Source organism: Rathayibacter sp. AY1C7 (assembly GCF_002931865.1).
In the GTDB taxonomy this organism is placed as follows: Bacteria; Actinomycetota; Actinomycetes; order Actinomycetales; family Microbacteriaceae; genus Rathayibacter.
Map to the genome: position 1 here is coordinate 60,656 of NZ_PSWB01000002.1, position 19,919 is coordinate 80,574.

Genomic DNA, 19,919 nt, shown 5'->3' on the forward strand with positions numbered 1-19,919 from the left:
GACGACGGAACCCGCCTCCCGGGCGGGAAGGCGGGTCGTGTCGGTGTGCGGCGGCGGCGCCTGATCGGGAGCGGCTCCGGCGCGGAGGGTCAGGCGGCGGGCTCGGCGCGGCGCAGCGGGACGGCGGCGTTGCTCGTCGGCTCGGGCACGATGCGGAGGCCGGCGCCGCTGTTGGCGCGCTCCATGAGGGCCTCGACCCACTCCGGGTTGATCGTGGGCTGACGGCTGCCCTTGAACTCGAACTGGATCGGGATGGTCGGGTGCATCCACACGCCGCGGCGGCCGGTGCCGGCCTGGGGGCTCGCGTCGAGGGTGAGCAGGAAGCGCTCGTCGCGGCGGAACTTGTTGATGATGACGATCTGGAGGTGGGCGAGGGCGCGGTCCTCGACCTCGATGGCGGCGGGGGGAGTGCCGTACAGGATGTTGCCCATGGTGTGCTCCGATCTGACGTGCGAGTGGCTGACGTCCGTCACTCTATATCGCTAGAAAGACTTTCTACTAGTTGAGCTAGCTACTTACGTCGCGGACTGCGTTTTCTGTCCATCGCCGCCGGTCGCCTCGATTCTCCGACGGACCCGGGGCGCGGCAGAAGTCCCTCGGAGTGAACTCCTGGGGACGCGCGGCCACGGCCGCGGGGACGCCGGTCAGGCGCGGCGCTGCTCCAGCACGCCGTCGGCGTACTCGCCGATCTCCTCGCCCGCGAGCTCCTGGGCGGCGTCGACCGTCTCGGAGTCGGCCGGGCGCTCGACGATGTCGCGCATCGTCTGCAGGAAGCGGATGACGGTCCCGGCCTCGGAGGGGTTGAGCGTCTCGGCCGCCTCGAGCATGCGGCGGTGCATCTCGTCGAGCGTCTCGCGCACCTCGCGGTGGGAGGTGGGGGTGGCGACGATGCGGATGGCCCGGCGGTCGCTCGGGTGCGGCTCCCTGACCACGTGCCCGCTCTTGACCAGCCGGTCGATCAGCACGGTCGTGGAGGCGGAGGAGATGCCGAGGTAGGAGGCCAGGTCCTTCGGGCTGACGTGCACGCCCTTCTGCTGGCGGCGCATGAGGAACTGCACGGCCAGCAGGTCGTTCTCGCCCATGCCCATGGATCCGCGGGTCCGTCGGCGCATCGCGGCCTCCGCCGTGCGGAAGGCGCGCATCGCGGCGAGGACCTCCACCGCTCCGGGCTCGGTCGCCTCACCCGAGAACCAGAAGGCCCCGGGTCGCTTCAGCGTGACCTCATCCATGCCGAACAGTCTAGACAGTCTCGTAGCAAGAAGATCTAGACAAGCCAACCTCCCCCGAAGTGCTTGCCTGGAAGGGCGGCGACCACTACGAAGGGACTACTAGTTAGACGAGCTAGTGACTCATTCGCGAAGGGAGCTGCCCGTGCTGGACGAACTCGACCGCCTGCAGCCGCTCCCCGCCGACGTCGTGGATCCGCTGGTCGGCTCCACCCTGGCCGGTCGCTACCTCGTGCTCGAGCGGGTGGGGGAGGGCGGCAGCGCCGTCGTCTACCGCGCCCGCGACCTCCGCCTCGCCCGCCAGGTCGCGGTCAAGGTCCACCGCGGCGTCCCGGACACCCCCAACGAGCGGGCGCGTCGCGAGCGCGAGATCCGCTTCCTGATCGACTCGCGTCACGCCTCCGTGGTGGACGTCCTCGACCAGGGCGAGATCCCCGGCGAGGAGGGCGACCTCGCGTTCCTCGTCCTCGAGTACTTCGACCGCAGCGACCCGGCGGCCGACTGGTTCGCCTCCGGCGACCAGCGGCTCATCGCGGAGGTCGGCGCCCAGGTGGCCGATGCTCTCGCGCACCTGCACGCGCAGGGCGTCCTCCACCGCGACGTGAAGCCCGAGAACGTCCTCGTCCGCTCGCGCGCCACCGCATCCGGCTTCTCCGCGCACGAGGCCAAGCTCAGCGACTTCGGGATCGCCCGCTCGGTCGACGACGCCCGGCTCACCCGCTCCGACGTGCTGGTGGGCACCGCCGCGTACCTCAGCCCCGAGAGCCTCGGCTCCGGCCCGGTCGGACCGGCGTCCGACGTCTACTCGCTCGGGCTGGTCCTGCTCGAGGCCGTCTCGGGCCGCAGGGCCTACACCGGCACGACGCTCGAGATCTCGATCCAGCGCCTCCACCACGCGCCCGTCGTCCCGGAGTCGGTCCCGGCGGAGTGGCGCGAGCTGCTGACCGGGATGACCGCTCTCGATCCGGCCGACCGCCCCTCCGCCGAGGAGGTGGCACGCCGGCTCTGGGCGCGCCTGGCCGGCGGCCCCGCCGCAGCCCCCTCCCGCAGCGGAGTCACGGGCACGGTCGCCCTCGTCGCCGCGGGCCTGGTCGGCGCGGTGACGGCCCTCTCGCTCACGGGCTGGCTGGGCTGAGCGCCCCGAGCGGTCCTCGTCCGCTCAGGTTCCTCGCGAGCGTGCTCCCGTAGGGTCCGGGCGACCCTCGACCGACCCCGAGCCGCGTCGCCGCGGACCGAACGGAGCCGATCCCATGAGCCCGCGCCGCCTCTTCCGCCTGCTGTCGATCGTCGAGGCGGTGACCTGGACTCTCCTGATCGTCGGGATGCTGCTGAAGTACGCGGCCGGAGCCGGCGACTGGCCGGTGAGCGTCGCCGGGCCGATCCACGGGTTCGCGTTCCTCGCCTACGGAGCCGCGGCCCTGGTGCTCGCGGTGAACCAGCGGTGGTCGGCGGGCGCGACGGCGCTCGCGGTCGTCAGCGCGGTCGTGCCCTATGCGACGGTCCCGCTGGAGCGCGGCTTCGAGCGCCGCGGCCTGCTGGAGGGCCCGTGGCGGACGCACGCGACGGACGACCCGCGCGACCGGCGCGTGACGAGCAGACTCCTCCGCTGGGCGCTCGCGCGGCCCGTGCTCGCCGGGGCGCTGGTCCTGGCTCTGGTCGCCGTGGTCTTCGCGGCGCTGCTCGTGGTCGGCCCGCCCGGGGGCGGCGAGGCCTGATCCCGCGCGCGGCGCGCCTCAGACGGGGCGCGTCTCCGCGTCGATGAGGATCTCGGCGGCGCGGCGTGCGTGCAGGGCGGCCTCCGGGGTTCCGGCGATGGCCGCGGTGGTCTGGGCGCCCTCGGCGAGGATTGCGAGCTGCGCGGCGAGCTCGGCGCCGCCTCCCGCCTCCTCAGCGAGGGTCGCGAGGAAGCGCTGGAACGTCTCCTTGTGGTCGCGCGCCATCTCGGCGACCATCGGGTTCGACGAGCCGAGCTCCCCGAAGGCGTTGATGAAGCCGCAGCCGCGGAACGAGTCCTCGGAGAACCAGTCGAAGAGGAAGTCGTAGATCGCGAGCAGCTTGCCGCGAGGTCCGTCCGCCGCGGCGACCCGGGTGGTCACGCCGAGGGTCCACTGCTCGTGCCGGCCGTGCAGGACGGCGACCACCACCGACTCCTTGCTCGGGAACTCCGAGTAGAGGCGCTTCAGCGAGACGCCCGCGGCCGTGCGGAGCTCGTCCATCCCGACGGACTGGATGCCGCGCTCGTAGTAGAGCCGGTCGGCGGCCGCGAGGATCGCCTCGCGGGGAGGGCGCTCGTCGAGGATCGGGGACATCCCTCCATGGTAGGCGGTACCAGAACGGGCGTTCTCGGTCGGCTGCCGCGCTCGCCGCAGGGGGTCCGGGGGTCGGACGCTGCTGCTAGCGTCGCGCTCGGGTGGGCAGGCGCCCGGGGACGGGAGGCGGACGCATGGTCGTCGCGATGCAGGCCGAGGGATTCGACGGGCCGGAGGCGCTGCGCGCCGTCGAGGTCGATCCGGGGGAGCCGACGCCCGGCAGGGTGCGGATCGCGGTGCGCGCCGCGGGCGTGAACCCGGCCGACGCGAAGCTCCTGCGCGGGATGTTCGGGCGCGGGCGGGTGCCGGTCCGGCCGGGCAGCGAGATCTCCGGAGTCGTGACCGCGGTCGGCGAGGGGGCCGAGGGGCCGCTCGGCCAGATCCGCGTGGGCGACGAGGTCGTGGCGTTCCGGGTCTCCGGCGGCTACTCCGCCGAGCTGGTCGCGCCCGCGAGCGCGGTCCTGCCCAAGCCCGCCGGGCTCGGCTGGGCGGCGGCCGCGGGCCTGCTGCTGGCCGGGACGACCGCCGAGCACCTCGTCGAGGCGACCCGCGTCTCCTCCGGGGACACCGTCCTGGTGCACGGGGCGAGCGGGGCCGTCGGCTCGCTCGCGGTGCAGCTCGCGGTCGCCCGCGGAGCACGGGTGCTGGGCACCACGAGCGAGCGCGGCGAGGAGGTCGTCCGCCGCTTCGGCGCGGAGCCGGTCCGCTACGGCGCCGGGCTGGAGGAGCGCGTGCGCGCCCTGGCCCCCGGCGGCGTCGACGTCGCGCTGGACACGGCGGGCACCGACGAGGCGCTGGACGCCTCGGTGGCTCTGGTCGCCGACCGCTCGCGCATCGCCACTGTGGCCGGCTTCGAGCACGCCGCCCGCCTCGGCGGGATCCTGATGCTCGGCGGCGGACCGGGAGCCGATCCCGGCACCGCCCTCCGCGACGCCGCCCGGCCGGGCCTGCTCGACCGCGCCGGTCGCGGGGAGCTCGAGGTCGTGCTCGGGCCCTCCTTCCCGCTGACCGAGGCGGCCGCCGCGCTCGCCCTCGTCGAGTCGGGCCGCGCGCGCGGCAAGACGGTCCTGCTCCCCTGAACGAGACGTCCTCCCTCGACCTGCCGGCCCTCGGGCCCTTCGACTCAGCCGGCGCCGCGAGCCTCCTCCGCAACCACGCCCTCCCCGGAGTGGAGCGGGTCTCGGCCGACGGCCGACGCCTGGAGCGCCTGCTCACCCTCGACGGGGCGCCGCGGCCGATCGTGCTCGAGGTGACGGAGACCGGGCTGCGGGTGGAGGCGGAGCCGGACGTGCTGACGCCGGCGGCCGCGGTCGTCCGTGCCTGGTTCGACCTCGACTCCGACGTCGTGGCGATCGGCGCCGAGCTCTCGCGGGACCCGCTGCTCGCCCGCTCCGTCGCGGCCCGACCGGGGCTGCGCGCGACGCAGTACCCGGAGGCGTTCGAGGCGGCGGTGGTGGCGGTCCTCGGCCAGCAGGTGTCCGTCGCCGCGGCCCGGACCTTCGGCGGACGGACCGCCGCGGCCTTCGGCGCCCCGGGGGAGCGCGGTCTGCTGGCGTTCCCCGCACCCGCCGCCCTGCTCGCGCCGGAGTTCGAGGCGCTGCGCTCGGCGATCGGGATCACCAACGCCCGGGCGCGGACGGTCCGGGCCGTCGCCGAGGCCTTCGCCGCCGGACCCGTGCTCGACCGCGCGGGCGACCTGCCGGAGCAGCGGCGCGCGCTCCTCGCGATTCCGGGCATCGGGCCGTGGACGGCCGACTACCTCGCGCTCCGGTTCCTCGGCGATCCGGACGCCTTCCCCGCCGGCGACCTGGTGCTGCGGAAGGCGCTCGGCCGGGTGAGCACGGCGGAGGCGGAGGCGGCGTCGCAGGCGTGGCGGCCGCACCGGGCGCACGCGGCGTTCCACCTGTGGGCGAGCACCGGAGCGGTCTGAGCGGGCGGACGACCCGAGTCGAGAGCCGCGCCCGGACCGGCGGCCGGGACCGGCCGCCGACGGATCAGGTCAGGTACTCGACGTCGTCATACAGGATCGGCGCGTCCTCGGCGTCCGGATCCTCGACCGGGACGTCCTCGTGCTCGAGGATGACCGCGACGCCCGGGGAGACCAGCACGCAGACCTCGCGCTCGCCGGCGACCGTGAAGCTCACCATGTCGCCGCGGTTGCGCACGGCCTCGACCAGGCGCTTCTCGAGCTCCTCGGTGTCGAGGGAGACGGCGAGGAGGAAGCGACGGCCGTCGATACTGAGCGTGGTGCGCCGCATCGTCGCCTCGGGCTCGGGAGGCGTGCCGCGTCCACCGCGGCCGGGCGTGACCGCCTTGACCCGCAGCGACGAGGCGTGCATCCGGATGACGGCGTTCACGAGCCCGCCTCCGGGCGCGACTCGTGGTGGCGGCGGCCGCCGGAGCGGCGGTCCTCCTTCATCTCGGACTCGAAGAGGTGGCGGCGTCCGCCGGCGAGCTCGTCGCGCGCGGCGCGCTCCTGCTCCCGGAACGCGGCGTAGTAGGTGTCGTCGTAGTCCTCGACGATCTGGAAGGTCCAGCGCCCCTCGATGACGTTGCGGCCGACGAGCTCGGCCTCGATCCGCTCGGCGGTCGCGGCGTGGCCGGCCTCGCGCAACTCGTCGACGGCCTCGCCCAGAGCGAGGTCGGCCGCGCCGGTGAGCCGGTGGAAGCCGTAGAGCAGACCGCGGGCGTGCTCGACCGTCTCGAGCGCCTCCGAGAGCTTCCCGAGCGCCGCCACGGTGGCGTCGTCGAGACCCTCCGGGCGCAGGTGCGCGGAGTCGGGGTGGTCGTGTGAGCTGCTCATCCAGGTGAGCTTAGGCCGACCTAAATGCTCTGTGACCCCCTTGCGCCGCCGCCGGGAATGGTTCGTGCCCGGAGCGGCAGGGCGGTCAGGTGCACGTCGCGGAGCACTCCGTCGTCGGCGACTGCGGTCAGGAAGGTGCAGGCCGGCTGGCGCCTCCGATCCGTCGGGGAGCCCGGATTGAGCAGGCGGAGACCCGCCGGGGAGACGGTGTCCCAGGGGATGTGGCTGTGCCCGAAGACGAGCACGTCGGCACCCGGATGGGCGGCGTCGGCGCGGGTCTCGCGGCCGGTCGCCGCTCCGGTCTCGTGCACCACGCGGACGTCGAGGCCGGCGATGCGGGCGCGCGCGACCTCGGGCAGGCGGGCGCGCAGCGGCTCCGGATCGTTGTTGCCCCACACGGCCAGCAGGAGCGCCGCCCGCTCCTCCAGCGCGTCCAGCGTCGCCTCGTCGACCCAGTCGCCCGCGTGCACGACCAGGTCTGCCTCGTCGACCGCGCGCCACACCTCGTCCGGGAGGGCCTTCGCCCGCTTCGGGAGGTGCGTGTCGGCGAGCAGGAGGAGGCGGACCGGACCGTCGACCTCGGGTGGAGAGCCGTCGGGGCCGGGCTGGAGCAGGGGCATCAGCGGGCGGGGCCGGGCGTCGGCTCCACTCCGCCGTCGGCGCCGGGCTCGTTCGCGGTCCCGGACCTGCGGAGGCGGGCGTCGAGCGCCTCGAGGTCGGCGGCGAACCAGAGGTGGTCGCCGCGGTTCGACTCGACGACGAAGGCCTGCAGCGCGCTCGACTCCGCCACCGGCCCGCTGACGTCGCCGAGGATCACCAGCCGCTTGCCGTACGAGACGAACTTCTGCACGAACTCGCCGGCGATGCCGGAGCGCAGGTGGAGGAACTCGGGGTCGAGCCGGCCGACGGGCACCACGATCGTCTCGACGTCGCCGCCGTAGGTCTCGCCGATCAGCGCGATCGCGTCGTCCGGGGTCGAGAGCGCGCCTCCGTCGTCGTCGACGAGCAGGAGGGGGACGCCCTGGCGGGTCTCGGTTCTCATCGGGCCAGCCAATCACGTCGGCCGGGGAGAGGCGAGCAGTGCCGTCCGGGCCTCCGCTCGGGGCGTCCCCTCCTGCGCCGGTCGTGCTTGCGGGGACACGCCGATCAGGCGTCCGGACGGGCTGCCCGCACCGCCGCTATGAGCCCGGCAGCTCGACGCGGCGCTTGAAGCCCACGTGCGAGTCGACGAAGCCCAGGCGCAGGTAGAAGCGGTGGGCGTCGGTGCGGGCGGCGTCCGAGGTCAGCTGGACGAGCGGCGTGCGGAGCTCGATCGCAGCGACGTCCAGCACCCAGCGCATCAGGGCCGTGCCGATCCCGGCCGACCGCTCGGCGCTCGCCACCCGGACCGCTTCGACGAGCAGGCGGGAGCTGCCGCGGCGCGCCATCCCGGGGATCACGGTCAGCTGCAGCGTGCCGACCACGGCTCCGGCGCCGTCCACCGCGACCACGAGATCGTTGCCCGGGTCCTGCGCGATGCTCCGGAAGGCGGCCTCGTAGGCGGCCCCGTCCTCCTCGGCGGCGACGTCTCCGCGCCCGGCGCTGATCGGGTCGTCGGAGAGGAGCCGGACGAGCGCGGGGAGGTCGTGGAGCACCGCGCGGCGGAGGAGGAGGCTCCTCTCCCCGGGGCCGGCGTCGCGGGGGAGGGTCAGGTCGGCGATCATGCGCTCATCCTCCCTCTGCTCCACGGCGGGAGCGGTCGTCGGAGGCGGGCAGGACGCGGCTGAGAGCGGCAGGGGGATCCTGGTGCCCGGTCCGCACGTCCACGCGCCGCGTGCCGCAGCCGGCGCAGCGGACGTACACGACGACGCCCTCGCTGGTCCGGTGGGCCGACTCGGTCGTCCAGCCGTGCTCGTGCGGATCGACGGCGGGGGCGAGCGGCTCGGAGGGGTGCGGGGAGGGTGTGGAGGTGCGCATGGGAGCCACTGTGCTGTCATGGTCTTATGCAGCTCAACCCTTACGGCGAGTACGCGGTCCTGCTCGCCGCCTCCCTCGCGAACGACTGGCCGTCCGACCGCGAGGGCATCGAGGCTCGAACGCGCGAATACGGCATGACGATGGCCTTCGAGTCCGGCCCGGACGACCACGCCCGGACGCGCGACGTGATCGACGAGTGGCTGGAAGTGGTCGACGCGCCGACTCCGAGCGACCGGGCGACGTCGCTGAACCGCCAGATGGCCGCGATCGCCGCGTATCCGCGCCTGACCGACCACGACGACGAGGGCTGGCACCTGCACTACCGCGACCGGGACCAGTCCCTGGCGCACGTCCTCCACGCCGTCATCGCGGTGGGCACGGCGCTGCACCTGACGACCCGGGGGATGGGCCGCCTCCTGCGGTGCGAGGCCGGTCGGGCGCCGGGCGACCACTGCCGGAACGTCGTCGTCGACGTGACGCGGAACGGCCGGCAGCGGTACTGCTCCGTCCGCTGCGCGAACCGGGCCGCGGTCCGGCGGCACCGCCTGCGGCACGCGGAGTGAGTCCGCGCCGCCCCGTCACTCCGCCGCGTCGCCGCCCGGCTTCATCCAGAACGGGGAGTAGTGGTAGCCGTCGAGGTCGTCGAACTGGCGCTGGTACATGAAGGGGTAGTCGTCGGTGTCGCCGATCCGGCCTCCCGCGGCAGCGGCCCGCTCGACGAGCTCGTCAACGGCCTCGCGGCTGTCGAGGTCGAACGAGACGGTCACCTTCGAGGGGGTGCCGGGGGCGCCGATCAGCTCCTCGGTGGCGCCGACGCTCTCGTACATCGCGCGGCTAGCCAGCATGACGGACGTGTCGGGACCGATCGCGAAGCAGGAGACGTCCTCGCGGGACATCTCGGTGTTCAGGGTCCAGCCGAGCGCGGTGTAGAAGGCGGTGGCGCGCTCGACGTCGTCGACCGGGCAGGTGATGAAGAGGCTCATGCGCTCACCCTCGCCATCCGCGGGCGGGCCGTCAAGAGCTCCGCGAGGGAACTCCGGACGGCCCGCCGGGACTCAGCGGAACGACCGCAGCCGCAGGCTGTTCAGCACGACGAAGACGCTCGAGAACGCCATCGCGGCGCCGGCCACGAGCGGCCCCAGGAGTCCGGCCATCGCGAGCGGGATCGCGGCCACGTTGTAGGCGAAGGCCCAGAAGAGGTTGCCCCGGATGACCGCAAGGGTGCGGCGCCCGAGGCGCAGGGCGTCGGGCACCCGGCCGAGGTCGTCGCCGACGAGGGTGATGTCGCTCGCCTCGATCGCCGCGTCCGATCCGGCGCCCATCGCGATCCCCACGTCCGCGGCGGCCAGCGCGGCGGCGTCGTTCACACCGTCGCCGACGAAGGCGACGTGGCGGCCCTCCGCACGGAGGCGCTCGATCACCGCGAGCTTGTCCTCCGGCAGCACCTCGGCGACGACCTCGTCGATGCCGACGGCCGAGGCGACGGCCTGCGCCGCCCGCGGGTTGTCGCCGGTCAGCACCATCACCCGCAGGCCCCGCTCGCGCAGGGCGCGGACGGTGCGGGACGCCTCCGGCCTCGGCTCGTCGCGGAGGACCGCGAAGCCGCGCAGCGCCCCCTCCCAGCCGACGCCGACGACGGTGCCGCCCTCGGCGGTCGCTCGCTCGGCGCGCTCGGCGAGACCGCCCGGCGCGAAGCCCCACTGCTCCTCCAGCCAGCGCAGCCGGCCGGCGACGACCAGGCGGCCCTCGACCCGGGCACGCACGCCGAACCCGGTGCTGGAGCGGAATCCGGTCGCCTCGGGGACGTCGAGGTGCGCGGCCCCGGCCACGATCGCCGCGGCGAGCGGATGCTCCGACCCGCGCTCGACGGCGGCGAGCAACCGCAGGCTCTCGTCGTCGCTGGACTCGACGACCTGGAAGGCGCCGGTGGTGAGCGTGCCGGTCTTGTCGAGCACGACCGTGTCGATCCGGCGCCCGGCCTCGAGCACCTCCGGCCCGCGGAGGAGGATCCCGAGCTGGGAGCCGCGGCCGGTGCCGACGAGGACGGCGGTCGGGGTGGCCAGGCCCAGCGCGCACGGGCAGGCGACGACGAGGACGGCGACGGCGGGAGAGACGGCGGCGGCGAGGTCGGCGCCGGCGATCAGCCAGCCGGCGAGGGTGGCCAGGGCGAGCACCACCACGACCGGCACGAAGACGGAGGAGACGCGGTCGGCGAGCCGCTGGACGCGCGCCTTGCCGGCCTGCGCGTCCGAGACGAGGCGGCCCATCCGCGCGAGCGTGGTCTCGGAGCCGACGCGGTCGACGCGGACGGTGAGCAGGCCGTGGGCGTTGAGCACTCCGCCGGTCACGGTCGAGCCCGGGCCGACCTCGACCGGCACGCTCTCGCCGGTGAGCATGCTCGCGTCGATCGCGCTCGAGCCCTCGAGCACGGTGCCGTCGGCGGCGACGGTCTCGCCGGGGCGCACGCGGAGGAGGTCGCCGACGGCGAGCGAGGACGCGGGCACGCGCTCCTCCTGCCCGTCGGCGGCGACGCGCACGGCGTCCTTCGCGCCGAGGCGGAGGAGCGCCCGGAGCGCCGCACCGGCGTCGCGCTTCGACCGCGCCTCCAGGTAGCGGCCGGCCAGCACGAGGACAGGGACGGCGGCGGCGACCTCGAGGTAGATCTCGTCGTGGCCGGACCGGCTGCCCAGCAGCTCGAACGGCATGCTCATGCCGGGCCGGCCGGCGTCGCCGAGGAACAGAGCCCAGACCGACCAGGCGAAGGAGGCGCTGACCCCGAGGCTGATCAGGGTGTCCATGGTGGTGGAGCCGTGCCGCAGCGCCCGCCAGGCGTTGCGGTGGAAGGGCAGCGCGCCCCAGACCGCGACCGGTGAGGCGAGGGCGAGGCACAGCCACTGCCAGTTCGCGAACTGCAGCGGCGGGATCATCGAGAGCAGGACCACCGGCACGGCGAGCAGGGCGGAGACGCGGAGCCGGGTGCGCAGGGCGCGCCGCTCCCGGTCGTCGTCGCTCTGCTCCTCCTGCTCCTCCGCGGGAGCCGCCTCGCCGATGGAGGGGACCGTCGCGCTGTAGCCCGCGGCCTCGACGGCGGCGATCGCGTCGGCGGGAGTCGTGCCGGGCGGGAGGGTCAGCGTCGCGCGCTCGAGGGCGAGGTTGACGGTCGCGTGGACTCCGGGGAGCGCGTCGAGGCGCTTCTCGACCCGCGCGACGCAGGAGGCGCAGGTCATCCCTCCGATGGCGAGCTCGAGCGGGGTGCCGGTGGTCTCGGTCACGTCAGCTCAGGGGAGCGAGGCGGTAGCCCGCGTCGGCGACGGCGGCGGCGATCTCCTCGCGGCCGAGCGGCCGGGAGGAGCCGACCGTGACGGTCGAGACCCCGTCGGGGGCGAGGGACACGTCGACAGCCGAGACCTCGGGGTAGGCGGCGAGCTCCTCGGTGACGCTGCGGACGCAATGCTCGCAGGTCATGCCCGCGACGCCGAAGCTCTGCACGGACGCGGCGGACAGGGAGCCCTGCGCCGCGTGGCCGGCGTCGGAGCGGCCGGCGCCGCCGTGGTCGCCGCACGCGCAGGCGCCGCCTCCGCCGCAGCCGCAGCCTCCCGTTGATCCGCTCGCGGTCAGGCCGAGGTCGATCCTGGTGCTCATGGGTCCTCCTGTGTGATGCGTCCGGTCCGATCCGGTCGATCGGCCCGGTGGGCGTCCGGTCGGCACGCCGGTCGCGGCATACCCCCGGGGGGTACTCCATGGTAAGCCCGCCGAGCCCTCTCGGCAAGGCGGGAGGGCGGAGGAGGGATGATCTCAGGGGCGGCTCGGAGCCGCGCGAGGAGGGAGGGGCGCATGGATCCCGCATCGACGCCGCACTGGGGCGAGCCCCCGCCGCGCACGCCGCCGGCGGTCCCGCTGCCCCCGCGCACGCGGTTCGAGCCGACGGCGCTGCTCGCCGCGCCCCTGCCCGCCCCAGCCGCCGTCCGGGCCCGGGTCCGCCAGGCCGCCCCGGAGCGGCAGCGCCGGCTGGCGGCGCTCGCCGCGGTCACCGAGGGGTTCACCGTCCTGCGCACTCCCGAGCTCGCCCGGGCGCTGCGCCGGATCGCGGCACCCGCCTCCGCCGCTCCGGCCGCCGCCGCCGCAGTGCTGGCCGTCGGCCGCGACGGACTCGAGCTCGCCGCCGAGCGCGCAGACGCCCTGCGCATCGCCGAGTGGGATCGGATCGTGTCGGTGGGAGTCGGCACCTCGCCCTCGGGTGCCCACCGGGTCCGCGCGCTGGTCCTGGCGGTCCTCGCCCCGCCGCCCGCCTCCGCCGTCCTGCGTGCGGCGAGGCGGCGCCCGCGCACCGTCCTCGTGCCCCTGGTCGTCGCCGCCCCGGCCGCCCTCGGCTGGCGCGTGGCCGACGACCGCACGTTCCTCCTCGCTCTCGACCGCCTCCAGCGCGCCCTCGAGGAGCGTGCCCGGTGAGGGCGCGGTTCCGCTTCGCCCTCGCGGCCGTCGCCGTGCTCGGCCCGGGCCTGGCGCTGCGGTTCGTGCTCACGGGGCTGCTCGCCGATCTCGCCGGCGGAGTGGCCTACGTCGTCCTGGTGGCGCTGCTGATCGCGGTGCTCCTGCCGCGCATCCCGGGCGTGACGGCTGCCGGGATCGCGCTGGCCTGGTCGATCGCGATGGAGCAGCTGCAGGCGATCGGAGTCGCGGGGCGCCTGGTCGAGCTGTGGGCGCCGCTCCGCCTCGTCGTCGGCACCACCTTCTCCTGGCTCGACATCGCGGCCTACGTCCTCGGCGCGGTCGTCGCCGCGGCCGTGCACCTCGCCGTCGCCCCGCGCGAGCAGTCCGCGTGACGGGAGTCCGCGCCCGGCGTCTCCTGTTCGCCCGTCGGCCGGGCTGCCGCGGGGCGTCCCGGCGTCCGCCGAGGCGCCGGCCTCGCCCACCGGACCGCCGAGGTGTTCGTGCGCTCCCCGAGGCGCCGCCGTCCCCGCGGTGCCTCGCCGGCGGACGCGGTGTCTCGCCGCAGGAGCGACGCCGACCGGAGGAGCGACGCCGACCGGAGGAGCGACGCCGACCGGAGGAGCGACGCCGACCGCCGGAGCGGCGCGGTCCCTCCGCCCCCGCGCCCCTGATTAGGGTGAAGCCATGAGCGAGCCGGCACTCCCCGAGACGACGGCCCCGCGGGCCTCGGCCCCGCACGACCACCGCCGCGACCGGCGCATCCCCGAGCCGGTCGACCGGTTCGCCACCGGCGAGGAGTACCCCGAGTACCGCGTCGACCTGGAGCGGATCCGCTTCTCGCCCTACTTCGCCCGACTCTCCGCGGTGACCCAGGTCATCTCGCCCTCCGGCGTCGGCCAGGTCGTGCACAACCGGCTCACGCACTCGATCAAGGTCACCGCGGTCGCCCGCGCGATCGCGATGCAGCTGACCACCACCGATCCCGCCCAGCGCGAGCTGGTCGAGCGGCTCGGCGGCTGCGACCCGGTGGTCGTGCAGGCCGCGGCCAGCGCGCACGACCTCGGCCACCCTCCGTTCGGCCACCTCGGCGAGCAGGCGCTCGACCGCCTCGCGCGCGAGCGGCTGGGGCTCGCGGAGGGCTTCGAGGGCAACGCGCAGTCGTTCCGGATCCTCTCCGAGCTCGACGTCTGCGAGACGGTGGAGGTGGGGCTGAACCTCACCGCCGCCTCCCGAGCCGCCGTGCTCAAGTACCCGTGGGGGCGGACGGTCCACCGCCCCGGCATCGACTCCGCCGACCCGACCGAGCTGCCCCGCGGCTCGACCGCCAGCCGGTGGGAGACCGCACCGCCGAAGTTCTCGGCGTACACGCTCGACCTCGACGACCTGCTCGACGCCCGCTCCGGCTTCGCCGCGATCGCCCCCTGGCAGCAGACCCTCGAGTGCTCGGTGATGGACGTCGCCGACGACATCGCCTACTCGCTGCACGACCTCGACGACTTCTACCGCGCGGGAGTGCTGCAGCAGGCGGCCGTCGCCGTGGAGTTCCGCGCGTTCCTCCGCGAGCAGAACGCGCTCGCCGCCCTCGACGCCGAGGAGCTGTGGGCGCGCGCCCCCGGGCACTCGCTCGAGATGCTCCGCCGGAGGCTCGTGGCCCGCGACCCGTGGATCGCGAGCGACGAGCACTTCCGCGCCTCCGTGGAGCGGGTGTCGACCGAGCTGGTCGAGGGGCTCCTCGCGCTCCCGTTCGACGGATCGACGCGCACCGAGCGCGCGATCGAGGCGTTCGTCTCCTCCTGGATCGGCCGTCTGCAGCGCTCCGTGGTGGTGCTCGCCGAGCCGAACGTCCGCTCGGGCCACCTCTCCCTCCTCCCCGACGCCTGGCACGACGTGGCCGTGCTGAAGTTCGTGCACACCCGCTTCGTGATCGACCGGCCGGACTTCGCCACCTACCAGCGCGGCCAGTCGCAGGTGCTCGAGACGCTGGTGACCCACCTCGACGCCTGGCTGGAGGATCCGCGCGACGGCTCGCGGGCTCCGCAGAAGCTGCTCGACCTGATCGAGCTCGCGACCGACGGCTACTTCCGCCTGCGCGCCGACCACCCCGACTGGCTCCCGGCGGACGAGCGCGGCCGGCCGACCTCCGACCCGGCCGCGCTGCAGCGGCTCGGCCGGGGACGCGGTGTGGTCGACTACGTCGCGACCCTGACCGATGAGCAGGCGATGGCGCTCGCCGCCCGCCTCCGCGGCGATCGCGAGCCGTGGGCGATGGGGACCTGACGCCCCGGCGGGTGGGTTGACACCGCGCGTCGCGTGTGGCCTCGGCGGCTCCTCGCCCGTCGTTCCGGGGGAGGAGCCTCCGCCGGGCCGCCGAGGATGCGTTCCGCGACCGCCCAGCGGGCGTCCAGGAAGCGCAGCCTGAACGACAGCGTAAAATCACGGAGGCACATGCCAGGATCGACAACTCGACAGGGAGTTCCGTTGGACGGAAACGCAACGACCACGCACCGCAACGTCGCATTGCTGTCCGTCGCGACCACGCTGGCTCCGCGCGTGACCACCTCGGCCGAGATCGAGGCGCGGCTCGCTCCGGCGCTCAAGCGCCTGCGGCTCCCCACCGGGCTCCTCCAGCGCGTCGCCGGAGTGCACGAGCGCCGCAACTGGGGCTCCGAGCAGGGCTTCGACGGAGCGGCGATCGACGCGGGCAAGCGCGCTCTCGCCGAGGCCGGCGTCCGCGCCGACCAGATCGGCCTGATCATCAACACGTCGGTGACCCGCAAGCACCTCGAGCCCTCGGTAGCCGTGCGCCTGCACCACGGGCTCGGCCTGCCCTCGTCGGCCATCAACTTCGACATCGCGAACGCGTGCCTCGGCTTCGTCAACGGCATGACCCTCGCCGCGCAGCTGATCGACTCCGGCCAGATCCGCTACGCGCTCATCATCGACGGCGAGGACGCCGACGAGATCCAGGTCAACACCATCGAGCGCCTGAGCCGCGAGGGCGTCAAGCGCAAGGACTTCATGAGCGAGTTCGCGAGCCTGACTCTCGGCTCCGGCGCGGCCGCGGCCGTCCTCGGCCCGGCCGACGAGCACCCCAAGGGCCACCGCATCCTCGGCGGCATCACCCGCGCGGCCACGCAGTTCAACGAGCTCTGCGTCGGCAGCGTCGACGGCATGTTCACGGACGCGAAGGCGCTGCTCAAGGGCGGCATGGAGCTCGTCCTCTCGGCGTGGAAGGAGGCCACCCGCGACTGGAACTGGAGCGGGATGGACCGCTACATCACGCACCAGGTGTCGGACGTCCACACCGACGCCCTGGTGAAGGCCGTCGGCATCGACCGCAGCCGCGTCCCCACGACCTACCCCACCCTCGGCAACGTCGGCCCGGCGTCGATCCCGATCACCCTGGCCCAGGAGGCCGAGACCCTGCAGCCGGGCAACCGGGTGCTGCTCATCGGAGTGGGCTCGGGCATCAACACCGCGATGCTCGAGATCGCCTGGTGAGCGCGCCCCACCCGGCCGAGCGGATCCGCGGAGCGCTCGGCTCCACGGCCGCGGCGCAGCTGCCCCCGGCCGGGCTCGACGGGCTCGATCCCGCGTGGTCGCGCCTCGTCGACGCTCCGGACGCCCAGGGCGTGCCGCGCCGCTGGCACCTGCTCGACACGGGTGAGGCCCTCGGCACGGAGCCCGTCGGCACCGTCCTCTGCGTGCACGGCAACCCCACCTGGTCCTACCTCTGGCGCCGCCTCGCGGCCGCCACGCTCGAGTCGGCCCGCCGGGGAGGCCCCGCCTGGCGGGTGGTCGCTGTCGACCAGCTCGAGATGGGCTTCTCCGAGCGGACCGGCGCCCTGCACACGCTCGCCGACCGCGTGCGCGAGCTCTCCGACCTCACCGACGTGCTCGGCCTCGACGACGTGGTCACCCTCGGCCACGACTGGGGTGGAGTCGTCTCGCTGGGCTGGGCGGTCGACCACCCGGAGCAGCTGCGCGCCACGATGCTCCTGAACACCGCGATCCACCAGAGCGCCGACGAGCCGATCCCGGCCCCGCTCCGGCTCGCGCTCGCGTCGGGCGTGCTCGGCGCCTCGACGGTCGGCACGCCGGCCTTCCTCGAGACGACCCTCGCGCTGGGGCACCCGGCGCTGCCCTCCGCGGTGAAGGAGGGGTACCGCGCGCCCTACCGGTCCGCCTCGCGCCGCGGCGGAGTGGGCGGCTTCGTCGCCGACATCCCGGTCGACTCCGCGCACCCGAGCGACCCGGAGCTGCAGCGCATCGCCGAGGGCGTCAGCGCCCTGACGACGCCGGCCCTGATGCTCTGGGGCCCGCTGGACCCGATCTTCTCCGACCGCTACCTCGACGACCTCGTCGACCGCCTCCCGCACGCGCAGGTCCACCGCTACGAGGGAGCGGGCCACCTGGTGGCCGAGGACGTCGACTACTCGTCCGCCGTCCTCACCTGGCTGGGCGACCTCTCCGACGGCGAGGAGCCGTTCGGCGGCGACCCCGCCGCCGACGTCCGCCGCCCGACCGCGCCGGTCGAGCCGCTCTGGGCGCACCTCGACCGCAGCGCGCAGGACGACTCGCTCGCCCTGGTCGAGATGGCGCCTCCCGGAGGCGGCGGGCCCCGCTCGGTCTCGTGGCGCCTGCTCTCGCAGCGGGTCCGCGAGCTCGCCGCCGGGCTCCGCGCCTCCGGCGTCTCCCCGGGCGACCGCGTCTCGCTCCTCGTGCCGCCCGGTGCCGACCTGACGGCGCTGCTCTACGCGTGCCTGCGCATCGGAGCCGTCGTGGTCGTCGCCGACGCGGGCCTGGGCCTGCGCGGTCTCACCCGCGCGGTCCGCGGTGCCTGGCCGGATCTGGTGGTCGGCGCCCTGCCCGGCCTCACCGTCGCGCGGGCCCTCCGCTGGCCCGGCGGCCGGGTCTCGACGCAGACCCTGCCCCGCGCCTCCGCCTCGGCCCTCGGGGTCGACACCTCGCTCGGGCAGCTGATCGAGCTCGGCCGCGCCGAGCTGGCCGCCGACCCGGAGGCGCTGGGCGAGGCGCCCGCCGCCGACGCCGTGGCCGCGATCCTGTTCACCTCCGGCTCGACCGGCCCCGCCAAGGGCGTCGTCTACACGCACCGCCAGCTCGCCGGCGTCCGCGACGCGCTCGCCCGCCAGTACGGGATCGGACCGGGCACCGGCCTCGTCGCGGGCTTCGCGCCGTTCGCCCTGCTCGGTCCCGCGCTGGGCACGCGCTCCGCCACTCCGGACATGGACGTCACCGCGCCCCGGACGCTCACCGCGGCCGCCGTCGCCTCGGCCGCCGCACGGGTCGACGCGACCGTGCTGTTCCTCTCGCCGGCCGCACTGGCCAACGTCGTGGCCACCGCCGGTGCGCTCGACGCCGACGACCACCGGGCCCTCGCCGGCGTGCGCACCTTCCTCTCGGCCGGCGCCCCCGTCTCGGCGGGACTGCTCGGCGAGGCGCAGGCGCTCATGCCGAACGCCTCCGCCCGCACTCCCTACGGCATGACCGAGGGGCTGCTGCTCACCGACGCGTCGCTGGAGGGCATCCGCGAGGCCGCCGCCGACGACGATCCGCGCGGAGGCGTCTGCGTCGGCGTGCCCGCCGCGGGCGTCCGGCTGCGGATCGCCCCGCTCGACGTCGACGGCCGCGCCGCGGACGAGCCGGAGGAGATCACCGGCACGACCGGCGAGATCGTCGTCTCGGCAGGTCACGTCGAGGACCACTACGAGCGCCTCTGGCTCACCGACCGCGCCGCCCGCATCGGCGCCGTCCCGGGCGAGCGCTGGCACCGCACCGGGGACGTCGGGCGGATCGACTCCGCCGGCCGCCTCTGGGTCGAGGGCCGCATGCCGCACGTCGTCGTCACTCCCGACGGCGTGGTCACGCCGGTCGGACCGGAGCAGCGGATCGAGGCGCGCGTGGCGTCGGTCGCCCGCGCCGCGATCGCCGGAGCCGGCCCGCGCGGAGTCGCGCAGCTGGTCGCCGTCGTCGAGTTGCGCTCGGGCGTGCGCCGCGTGGTGCTGGCCGAGGAGGCCCTCGCCGCCGAGGTGCGCGCGGCCGTCGGCCGGCCCGTCGCCGCGGTGCTCGTCGTCCCGGCGCTGCCCACCGACATCCGCCACAACTCGAAGATCGACCGGGCCGCGCTCTCGCGCTGGGCCGAGGGCGTGCTCGCCGGCGGCCGGATGGTGGCTCCGTGAGGGTCCTGGTCACCGGCGCGAGCGGCCTGCTCGGCGGTGCGGTGGCCGCGGGCCTCGTCGCCCAGGGGCACGAGGTCCGCACCTTCCAGCGCCGGCCCGCCGGGGTCGCGGGCGTCGAGGAGGCGCGGGGCTCCCTGACCGATCCGCGCGCGGTCGAGGAGGCCGTCGACGCGGCCGAGGGCGTCGTGCACCTCGCCGCGAAGGTCTCGCTCGCCGGCGATCCTGGCGACTTCGACCGCGTGAACATCGACGGCACCCGGCGTCTGCTCGCCGCCGCCGCCCGCGCCGGCGTGAGCCGCTTCGTCCAGATCTCGTCGCCCTCCGTCGCCCACTCCGGCTCCTCGATCACCGGCGACGACGCCGAGCCCGCCGATCCGGACCGGGCCCGCGGCGACTACGCGCGCACCAAGGCCCGGGCCGAGCTCCTGGCTCTGGCGGCCGACGCCCCCGGCTTCGCGGTGGTCGCCGTGCGCCCGCACCTGGTCTGGGGTCCGGGCGACACCCAGCTCGTCGCCCGCATCGTCGAGCGGGCGCGCGCCGGCCGGCTGCCGCTCCTCGGGCACGGCCAGGCGCTGATCGACTCCACCTACATCGACAACGCCGCCTCGGCGATCGTCGCCGCTCTCGGGCGGGCGGAGGAGGTGCACGGCCGCTCCTACGTCGTCACCAACGGCGAGCCGCGCCCGGTCGCCGAGCTGCTCGCCGGGATCTGCCGCGCCTCGGGCGTCGAGCCGCCGCGCTGGTCCGTCCCCGCCTCCGTCGCCCGCGCCGCGGGCTCGCTCGTCGAGCGCGTGTGGGCCGTGCGGCCCGGCGCCGACGAGCCGCCGATGACCCGCTTCCTCGCCGAGCAGCTCTCGACCGCGCACTGGTTCGACCAGCGCCGCACTCGCGCCGATCTGCAGTGGAGCCCGTCGGTCACCCTCGACGAGGGCCTGGCCCGTCTGTCCGCCGCGCGCTGAGGCGCCGGCTCCCGAGACGGAGGAACGGACGGGAC

General features: G+C 75.2%; 23 protein-coding genes. 11 read left to right on the forward strand and 12 right to left on the reverse strand.

The annotated features are described in order from the left end of the window. Nucleotides 1-89 precede the first annotated feature (89 nt). Together C5C69_RS01260 and C5C69_RS01265 are read right to left on the reverse strand one after the other, a co-directional pair. Nucleotides 90-431 carry an ATP-dependent DNA ligase gene (locus tag C5C69_RS01260; RefSeq protein WP_104224199.1) on the reverse strand — a complete coding sequence of 114 codons (342 nt, stop codon included), beginning with the start codon at nucleotides 429-431 and terminating at the stop codon, nucleotides 90-92. Between the two features lie 213 nt (nucleotides 432-644). Beyond that, entirely contained in the window at nucleotides 645-1,229 is a 585-nt protein-coding gene (locus C5C69_RS01265) for a MarR family winged helix-turn-helix transcriptional regulator (protein WP_104257128.1), read from the reverse strand. A gap of 142 nt (nucleotides 1,230-1,371) precedes the next feature. On the opposite strand from C5C69_RS01265, the gene C5C69_RS01270 reads away from it, so the two are divergent. Together C5C69_RS01270 and C5C69_RS01275 are read left to right on the forward strand one after the other, a co-directional pair. After that, entirely contained in the window at nucleotides 1,372-2,361 is a 990-nt protein-coding gene (locus C5C69_RS01270; RefSeq protein ID WP_181126996.1) for a serine/threonine-protein kinase, read from the forward strand. 115 nt (nucleotides 2,362-2,476) lie between these two features. Continuing rightward, entirely contained in the window at nucleotides 2,477-2,941 is a 465-nt protein-coding gene (locus tag C5C69_RS01275) for a DUF3817 domain-containing protein (protein WP_104225947.1), read from the forward strand. Between the two features lie 18 nt (nucleotides 2,942-2,959). Here C5C69_RS01275 and C5C69_RS01280 read toward each other — a convergent pair whose 3' ends face one another. After that, a complete protein-coding gene (locus C5C69_RS01280) occupies nucleotides 2,960-3,535 on the reverse strand; it encodes a TetR/AcrR family transcriptional regulator (RefSeq protein WP_104224170.1) in 576 nt (191 codons plus the stop codon). A 134-nt stretch (nucleotides 3,536-3,669) separates the two neighbouring features. On the opposite strand from C5C69_RS01280, the gene C5C69_RS01285 reads away from it, so the two are divergent. Together C5C69_RS01285 and C5C69_RS01290 are read left to right on the forward strand one after the other, a co-directional pair. After that, nucleotides 3,670-4,614, forward strand: coding sequence for an NADP-dependent oxidoreductase (locus C5C69_RS01285; protein ID WP_258065177.1), 945 nt, complete (start codon nucleotides 3,670-3,672; stop codon nucleotides 4,612-4,614). Between the two features lie 20 nt (nucleotides 4,615-4,634). After that, nucleotides 4,635-5,465 (forward strand): DNA-3-methyladenine glycosylase, encoded by an 831-nt coding sequence (locus C5C69_RS01290; protein ID WP_258065180.1) that lies wholly within the window; start codon nucleotides 4,635-4,637, stop codon nucleotides 5,463-5,465. 64 nt (nucleotides 5,466-5,529) lie between these two features. Here the strand turns inward: C5C69_RS01290 and C5C69_RS01295 are convergent, their stop codons facing one another. The 6 genes from C5C69_RS01295 to C5C69_RS01320 form a co-directional block, all read right to left on the reverse strand. Continuing rightward, a complete protein-coding gene (locus tag C5C69_RS01295; protein WP_104224172.1) occupies nucleotides 5,530-5,892 on the reverse strand; it encodes a hypothetical protein in 363 nt (120 codons plus the stop codon). Next, on the reverse strand, nucleotides 5,889-6,338 hold the full coding sequence (locus C5C69_RS01300) for a hypothetical protein (protein WP_104257131.1): 450 nt from the start codon (nucleotides 6,336-6,338) through the stop codon (nucleotides 5,889-5,891). The genes C5C69_RS01295 and C5C69_RS01300 overlap by 4 nt, the downstream gene beginning before the upstream one ends. Before the next feature lie 20 nt (nucleotides 6,339-6,358). Further along, on the reverse strand, nucleotides 6,359-6,958 hold the full coding sequence (locus C5C69_RS01305) for a metallophosphoesterase (protein ID WP_104257132.1): 600 nt from the start codon (nucleotides 6,956-6,958) through the stop codon (nucleotides 6,359-6,361). After that, nucleotides 6,958-7,380: a DUF4180 domain-containing protein gene (locus tag C5C69_RS01310; protein ID WP_104257133.1), complete on the reverse strand. Its 423-nt coding sequence runs from the start codon at nucleotides 7,378-7,380 to the stop codon at nucleotides 6,958-6,960. The genes C5C69_RS01305 and C5C69_RS01310 overlap by 1 nt, the downstream gene beginning before the upstream one ends. Nucleotides 7,381-7,516: 136 nt before the next feature. After that, entirely contained in the window at nucleotides 7,517-8,041 is a 525-nt protein-coding gene (locus tag C5C69_RS01315; protein WP_104257134.1) for a GNAT family N-acetyltransferase, read from the reverse strand. A gap of 4 nt (nucleotides 8,042-8,045) precedes the next feature. After that, the gene (locus C5C69_RS01320; protein ID WP_104224177.1) at nucleotides 8,046-8,294 is read right to left on the reverse strand and encodes a hypothetical protein; all 249 of its coding nucleotides are present in this window, start codon (nucleotides 8,292-8,294) and stop codon (nucleotides 8,046-8,048) included. Nucleotides 8,295-8,320: 26 nt separating this feature from the next. Between C5C69_RS01320 and C5C69_RS01325 the strand changes: the two genes are divergently transcribed. Further along, on the forward strand, nucleotides 8,321-8,857 hold the full coding sequence (locus C5C69_RS01325; RefSeq protein WP_104257135.1) for a CGNR zinc finger domain-containing protein: 537 nt from the start codon (nucleotides 8,321-8,323) through the stop codon (nucleotides 8,855-8,857). 15 nt (nucleotides 8,858-8,872) lie between these two features. On the opposite strand, the gene C5C69_RS01330 is transcribed toward C5C69_RS01325, so the two are convergent. The 3 genes from C5C69_RS01330 to C5C69_RS17165 all read right to left on the reverse strand — a co-directional run bounded on the left by C5C69_RS01330 (nucleotide 8,873) and on the right by C5C69_RS17165 (nucleotide 11,936). Beyond that, nucleotides 8,873-9,277 carry a VOC family protein gene (locus C5C69_RS01330; RefSeq protein WP_104257136.1) on the reverse strand — a complete coding sequence of 135 codons (405 nt, stop codon included), beginning with the start codon at nucleotides 9,275-9,277 and terminating at the stop codon, nucleotides 8,873-8,875. Between the two features lie 72 nt (nucleotides 9,278-9,349). Then, nucleotides 9,350-11,566 (reverse strand): cation-translocating P-type ATPase, encoded by a 2,217-nt coding sequence (locus tag C5C69_RS01335; protein ID WP_258067480.1) that lies wholly within the window; start codon nucleotides 11,564-11,566, stop codon nucleotides 9,350-9,352. A gap of 1 nt (nucleotide 11,567) precedes the next feature. Then, on the reverse strand, nucleotides 11,568-11,936 hold the full coding sequence (locus C5C69_RS17165; protein ID WP_104257137.1) for a heavy-metal-associated domain-containing protein: 369 nt from the start codon (nucleotides 11,934-11,936) through the stop codon (nucleotides 11,568-11,570). A 192-nt stretch (nucleotides 11,937-12,128) separates the two neighbouring features. Between C5C69_RS17165 and C5C69_RS16815 the strand changes: the two genes are divergently transcribed. From C5C69_RS16815 to C5C69_RS01365, 6 genes are all read left to right on the forward strand, one after another. Next, a complete protein-coding gene (locus C5C69_RS16815; protein ID WP_181126997.1) occupies nucleotides 12,129-12,743 on the forward strand; it encodes a hypothetical protein in 615 nt (204 codons plus the stop codon). After that, nucleotides 12,740-13,117, forward strand: coding sequence for a DUF2809 domain-containing protein (locus C5C69_RS16820; RefSeq protein ID WP_181126998.1), 378 nt, complete (start codon nucleotides 12,740-12,742; stop codon nucleotides 13,115-13,117). The genes C5C69_RS16815 and C5C69_RS16820 overlap by 4 nt, the downstream gene beginning before the upstream one ends. A 292-nt stretch (nucleotides 13,118-13,409) precedes the next feature. Next, nucleotides 13,410-15,002, forward strand: a complete 1,593-nt coding sequence (locus C5C69_RS01350) for a deoxyguanosinetriphosphate triphosphohydrolase family protein (RefSeq protein WP_104233447.1) — start codon at nucleotides 13,410-13,412, stop codon at nucleotides 15,000-15,002. Nucleotides 15,003-15,170: 168 nt separating this feature from the next. Continuing rightward, on the forward strand, nucleotides 15,171-16,226 hold the full coding sequence (locus C5C69_RS01355) for a 3-oxoacyl-ACP synthase III (protein WP_104224183.1): 1,056 nt from the start codon (nucleotides 15,171-15,173) through the stop codon (nucleotides 16,224-16,226). Next, nucleotides 16,223-18,925: an alpha/beta fold hydrolase gene (locus C5C69_RS01360; protein WP_258067481.1), complete on the forward strand. Its 2,703-nt coding sequence runs from the start codon at nucleotides 16,223-16,225 to the stop codon at nucleotides 18,923-18,925. The genes C5C69_RS01355 and C5C69_RS01360 overlap by 4 nt, the downstream gene beginning before the upstream one ends. After that, on the forward strand, nucleotides 18,922-19,884 hold the full coding sequence (locus C5C69_RS01365) for an NAD(P)-dependent oxidoreductase (protein WP_104257139.1): 963 nt from the start codon (nucleotides 18,922-18,924) through the stop codon (nucleotides 19,882-19,884). The genes C5C69_RS01360 and C5C69_RS01365 overlap by 4 nt, the downstream gene beginning before the upstream one ends. Nucleotides 19,885-19,919 lie beyond the last annotated feature (35 nt).

Excerpts from the sequence above, each read along its gene's own strand:
- C5C69_RS01325 (WP_104257135.1), top strand. The coding sequence starts at position 8,321 with ATGCAGCTCAACCCTTACGGCGAGTACGCGGTCCTGCTCGCCGCCTCC.
- C5C69_RS01355 (WP_104224183.1), top strand. The coding sequence starts at position 15,171 with ATGCCAGGATCGACAACTCGACAGGGAGTTCCGTTGGACGGAAACGCA.
- C5C69_RS01260 (WP_104224199.1), bottom strand. The coding sequence starts at position 431 with ATGGGCAACATCCTGTACGGCACTCCCCCCGCCGCCATCGAGGTCGAG.
- C5C69_RS01310 (WP_104257133.1), bottom strand. The coding sequence starts at position 7,380 with ATGAGAACCGAGACCCGCCAGGGCGTCCCCCTCCTGCTCGTCGACGAC.
- C5C69_RS01350 (WP_104233447.1), top strand. The coding sequence starts at position 13,410 with ATGAGCGAGCCGGCACTCCCCGAGACGACGGCCCCGCGGGCCTCGGCC.
- C5C69_RS01285 (WP_258065177.1), top strand. The coding sequence starts at position 3,670 with ATGGTCGTCGCGATGCAGGCCGAGGGATTCGACGGGCCGGAGGCGCTG.
- C5C69_RS01330 (WP_104257136.1), bottom strand. The coding sequence starts at position 9,277 with ATGAGCCTCTTCATCACCTGCCCGGTCGACGACGTCGAGCGCGCCACC.
- C5C69_RS01275 (WP_104225947.1), top strand. The coding sequence starts at position 2,477 with ATGAGCCCGCGCCGCCTCTTCCGCCTGCTGTCGATCGTCGAGGCGGTG.
- C5C69_RS01305 (WP_104257132.1), bottom strand. The coding sequence starts at position 6,958 with ATGCCCCTGCTCCAGCCCGGCCCCGACGGCTCTCCACCCGAGGTCGAC.
- C5C69_RS01280 (WP_104224170.1), bottom strand. The coding sequence starts at position 3,535 with ATGTCCCCGATCCTCGACGAGCGCCCTCCCCGCGAGGCGATCCTCGCG.
- C5C69_RS01320 (WP_104224177.1), bottom strand. The coding sequence starts at position 8,294 with ATGCGCACCTCCACACCCTCCCCGCACCCCTCCGAGCCGCTCGCCCCC.
- C5C69_RS01300 (WP_104257131.1), bottom strand. The coding sequence starts at position 6,338 with ATGAGCAGCTCACACGACCACCCCGACTCCGCGCACCTGCGCCCGGAG.
- C5C69_RS01265 (WP_104257128.1), bottom strand. The coding sequence starts at position 1,229 with ATGGATGAGGTCACGCTGAAGCGACCCGGGGCCTTCTGGTTCTCGGGT.
- C5C69_RS17165 (WP_104257137.1), bottom strand. The coding sequence starts at position 11,936 with ATGAGCACCAGGATCGACCTCGGCCTGACCGCGAGCGGATCAACGGGA.
- C5C69_RS16815 (WP_181126997.1), top strand. The coding sequence starts at position 12,129 with ATGGATCCCGCATCGACGCCGCACTGGGGCGAGCCCCCGCCGCGCACG.
- C5C69_RS01315 (WP_104257134.1), bottom strand. The coding sequence starts at position 8,041 with ATGATCGCCGACCTGACCCTCCCCCGCGACGCCGGCCCCGGGGAGAGG.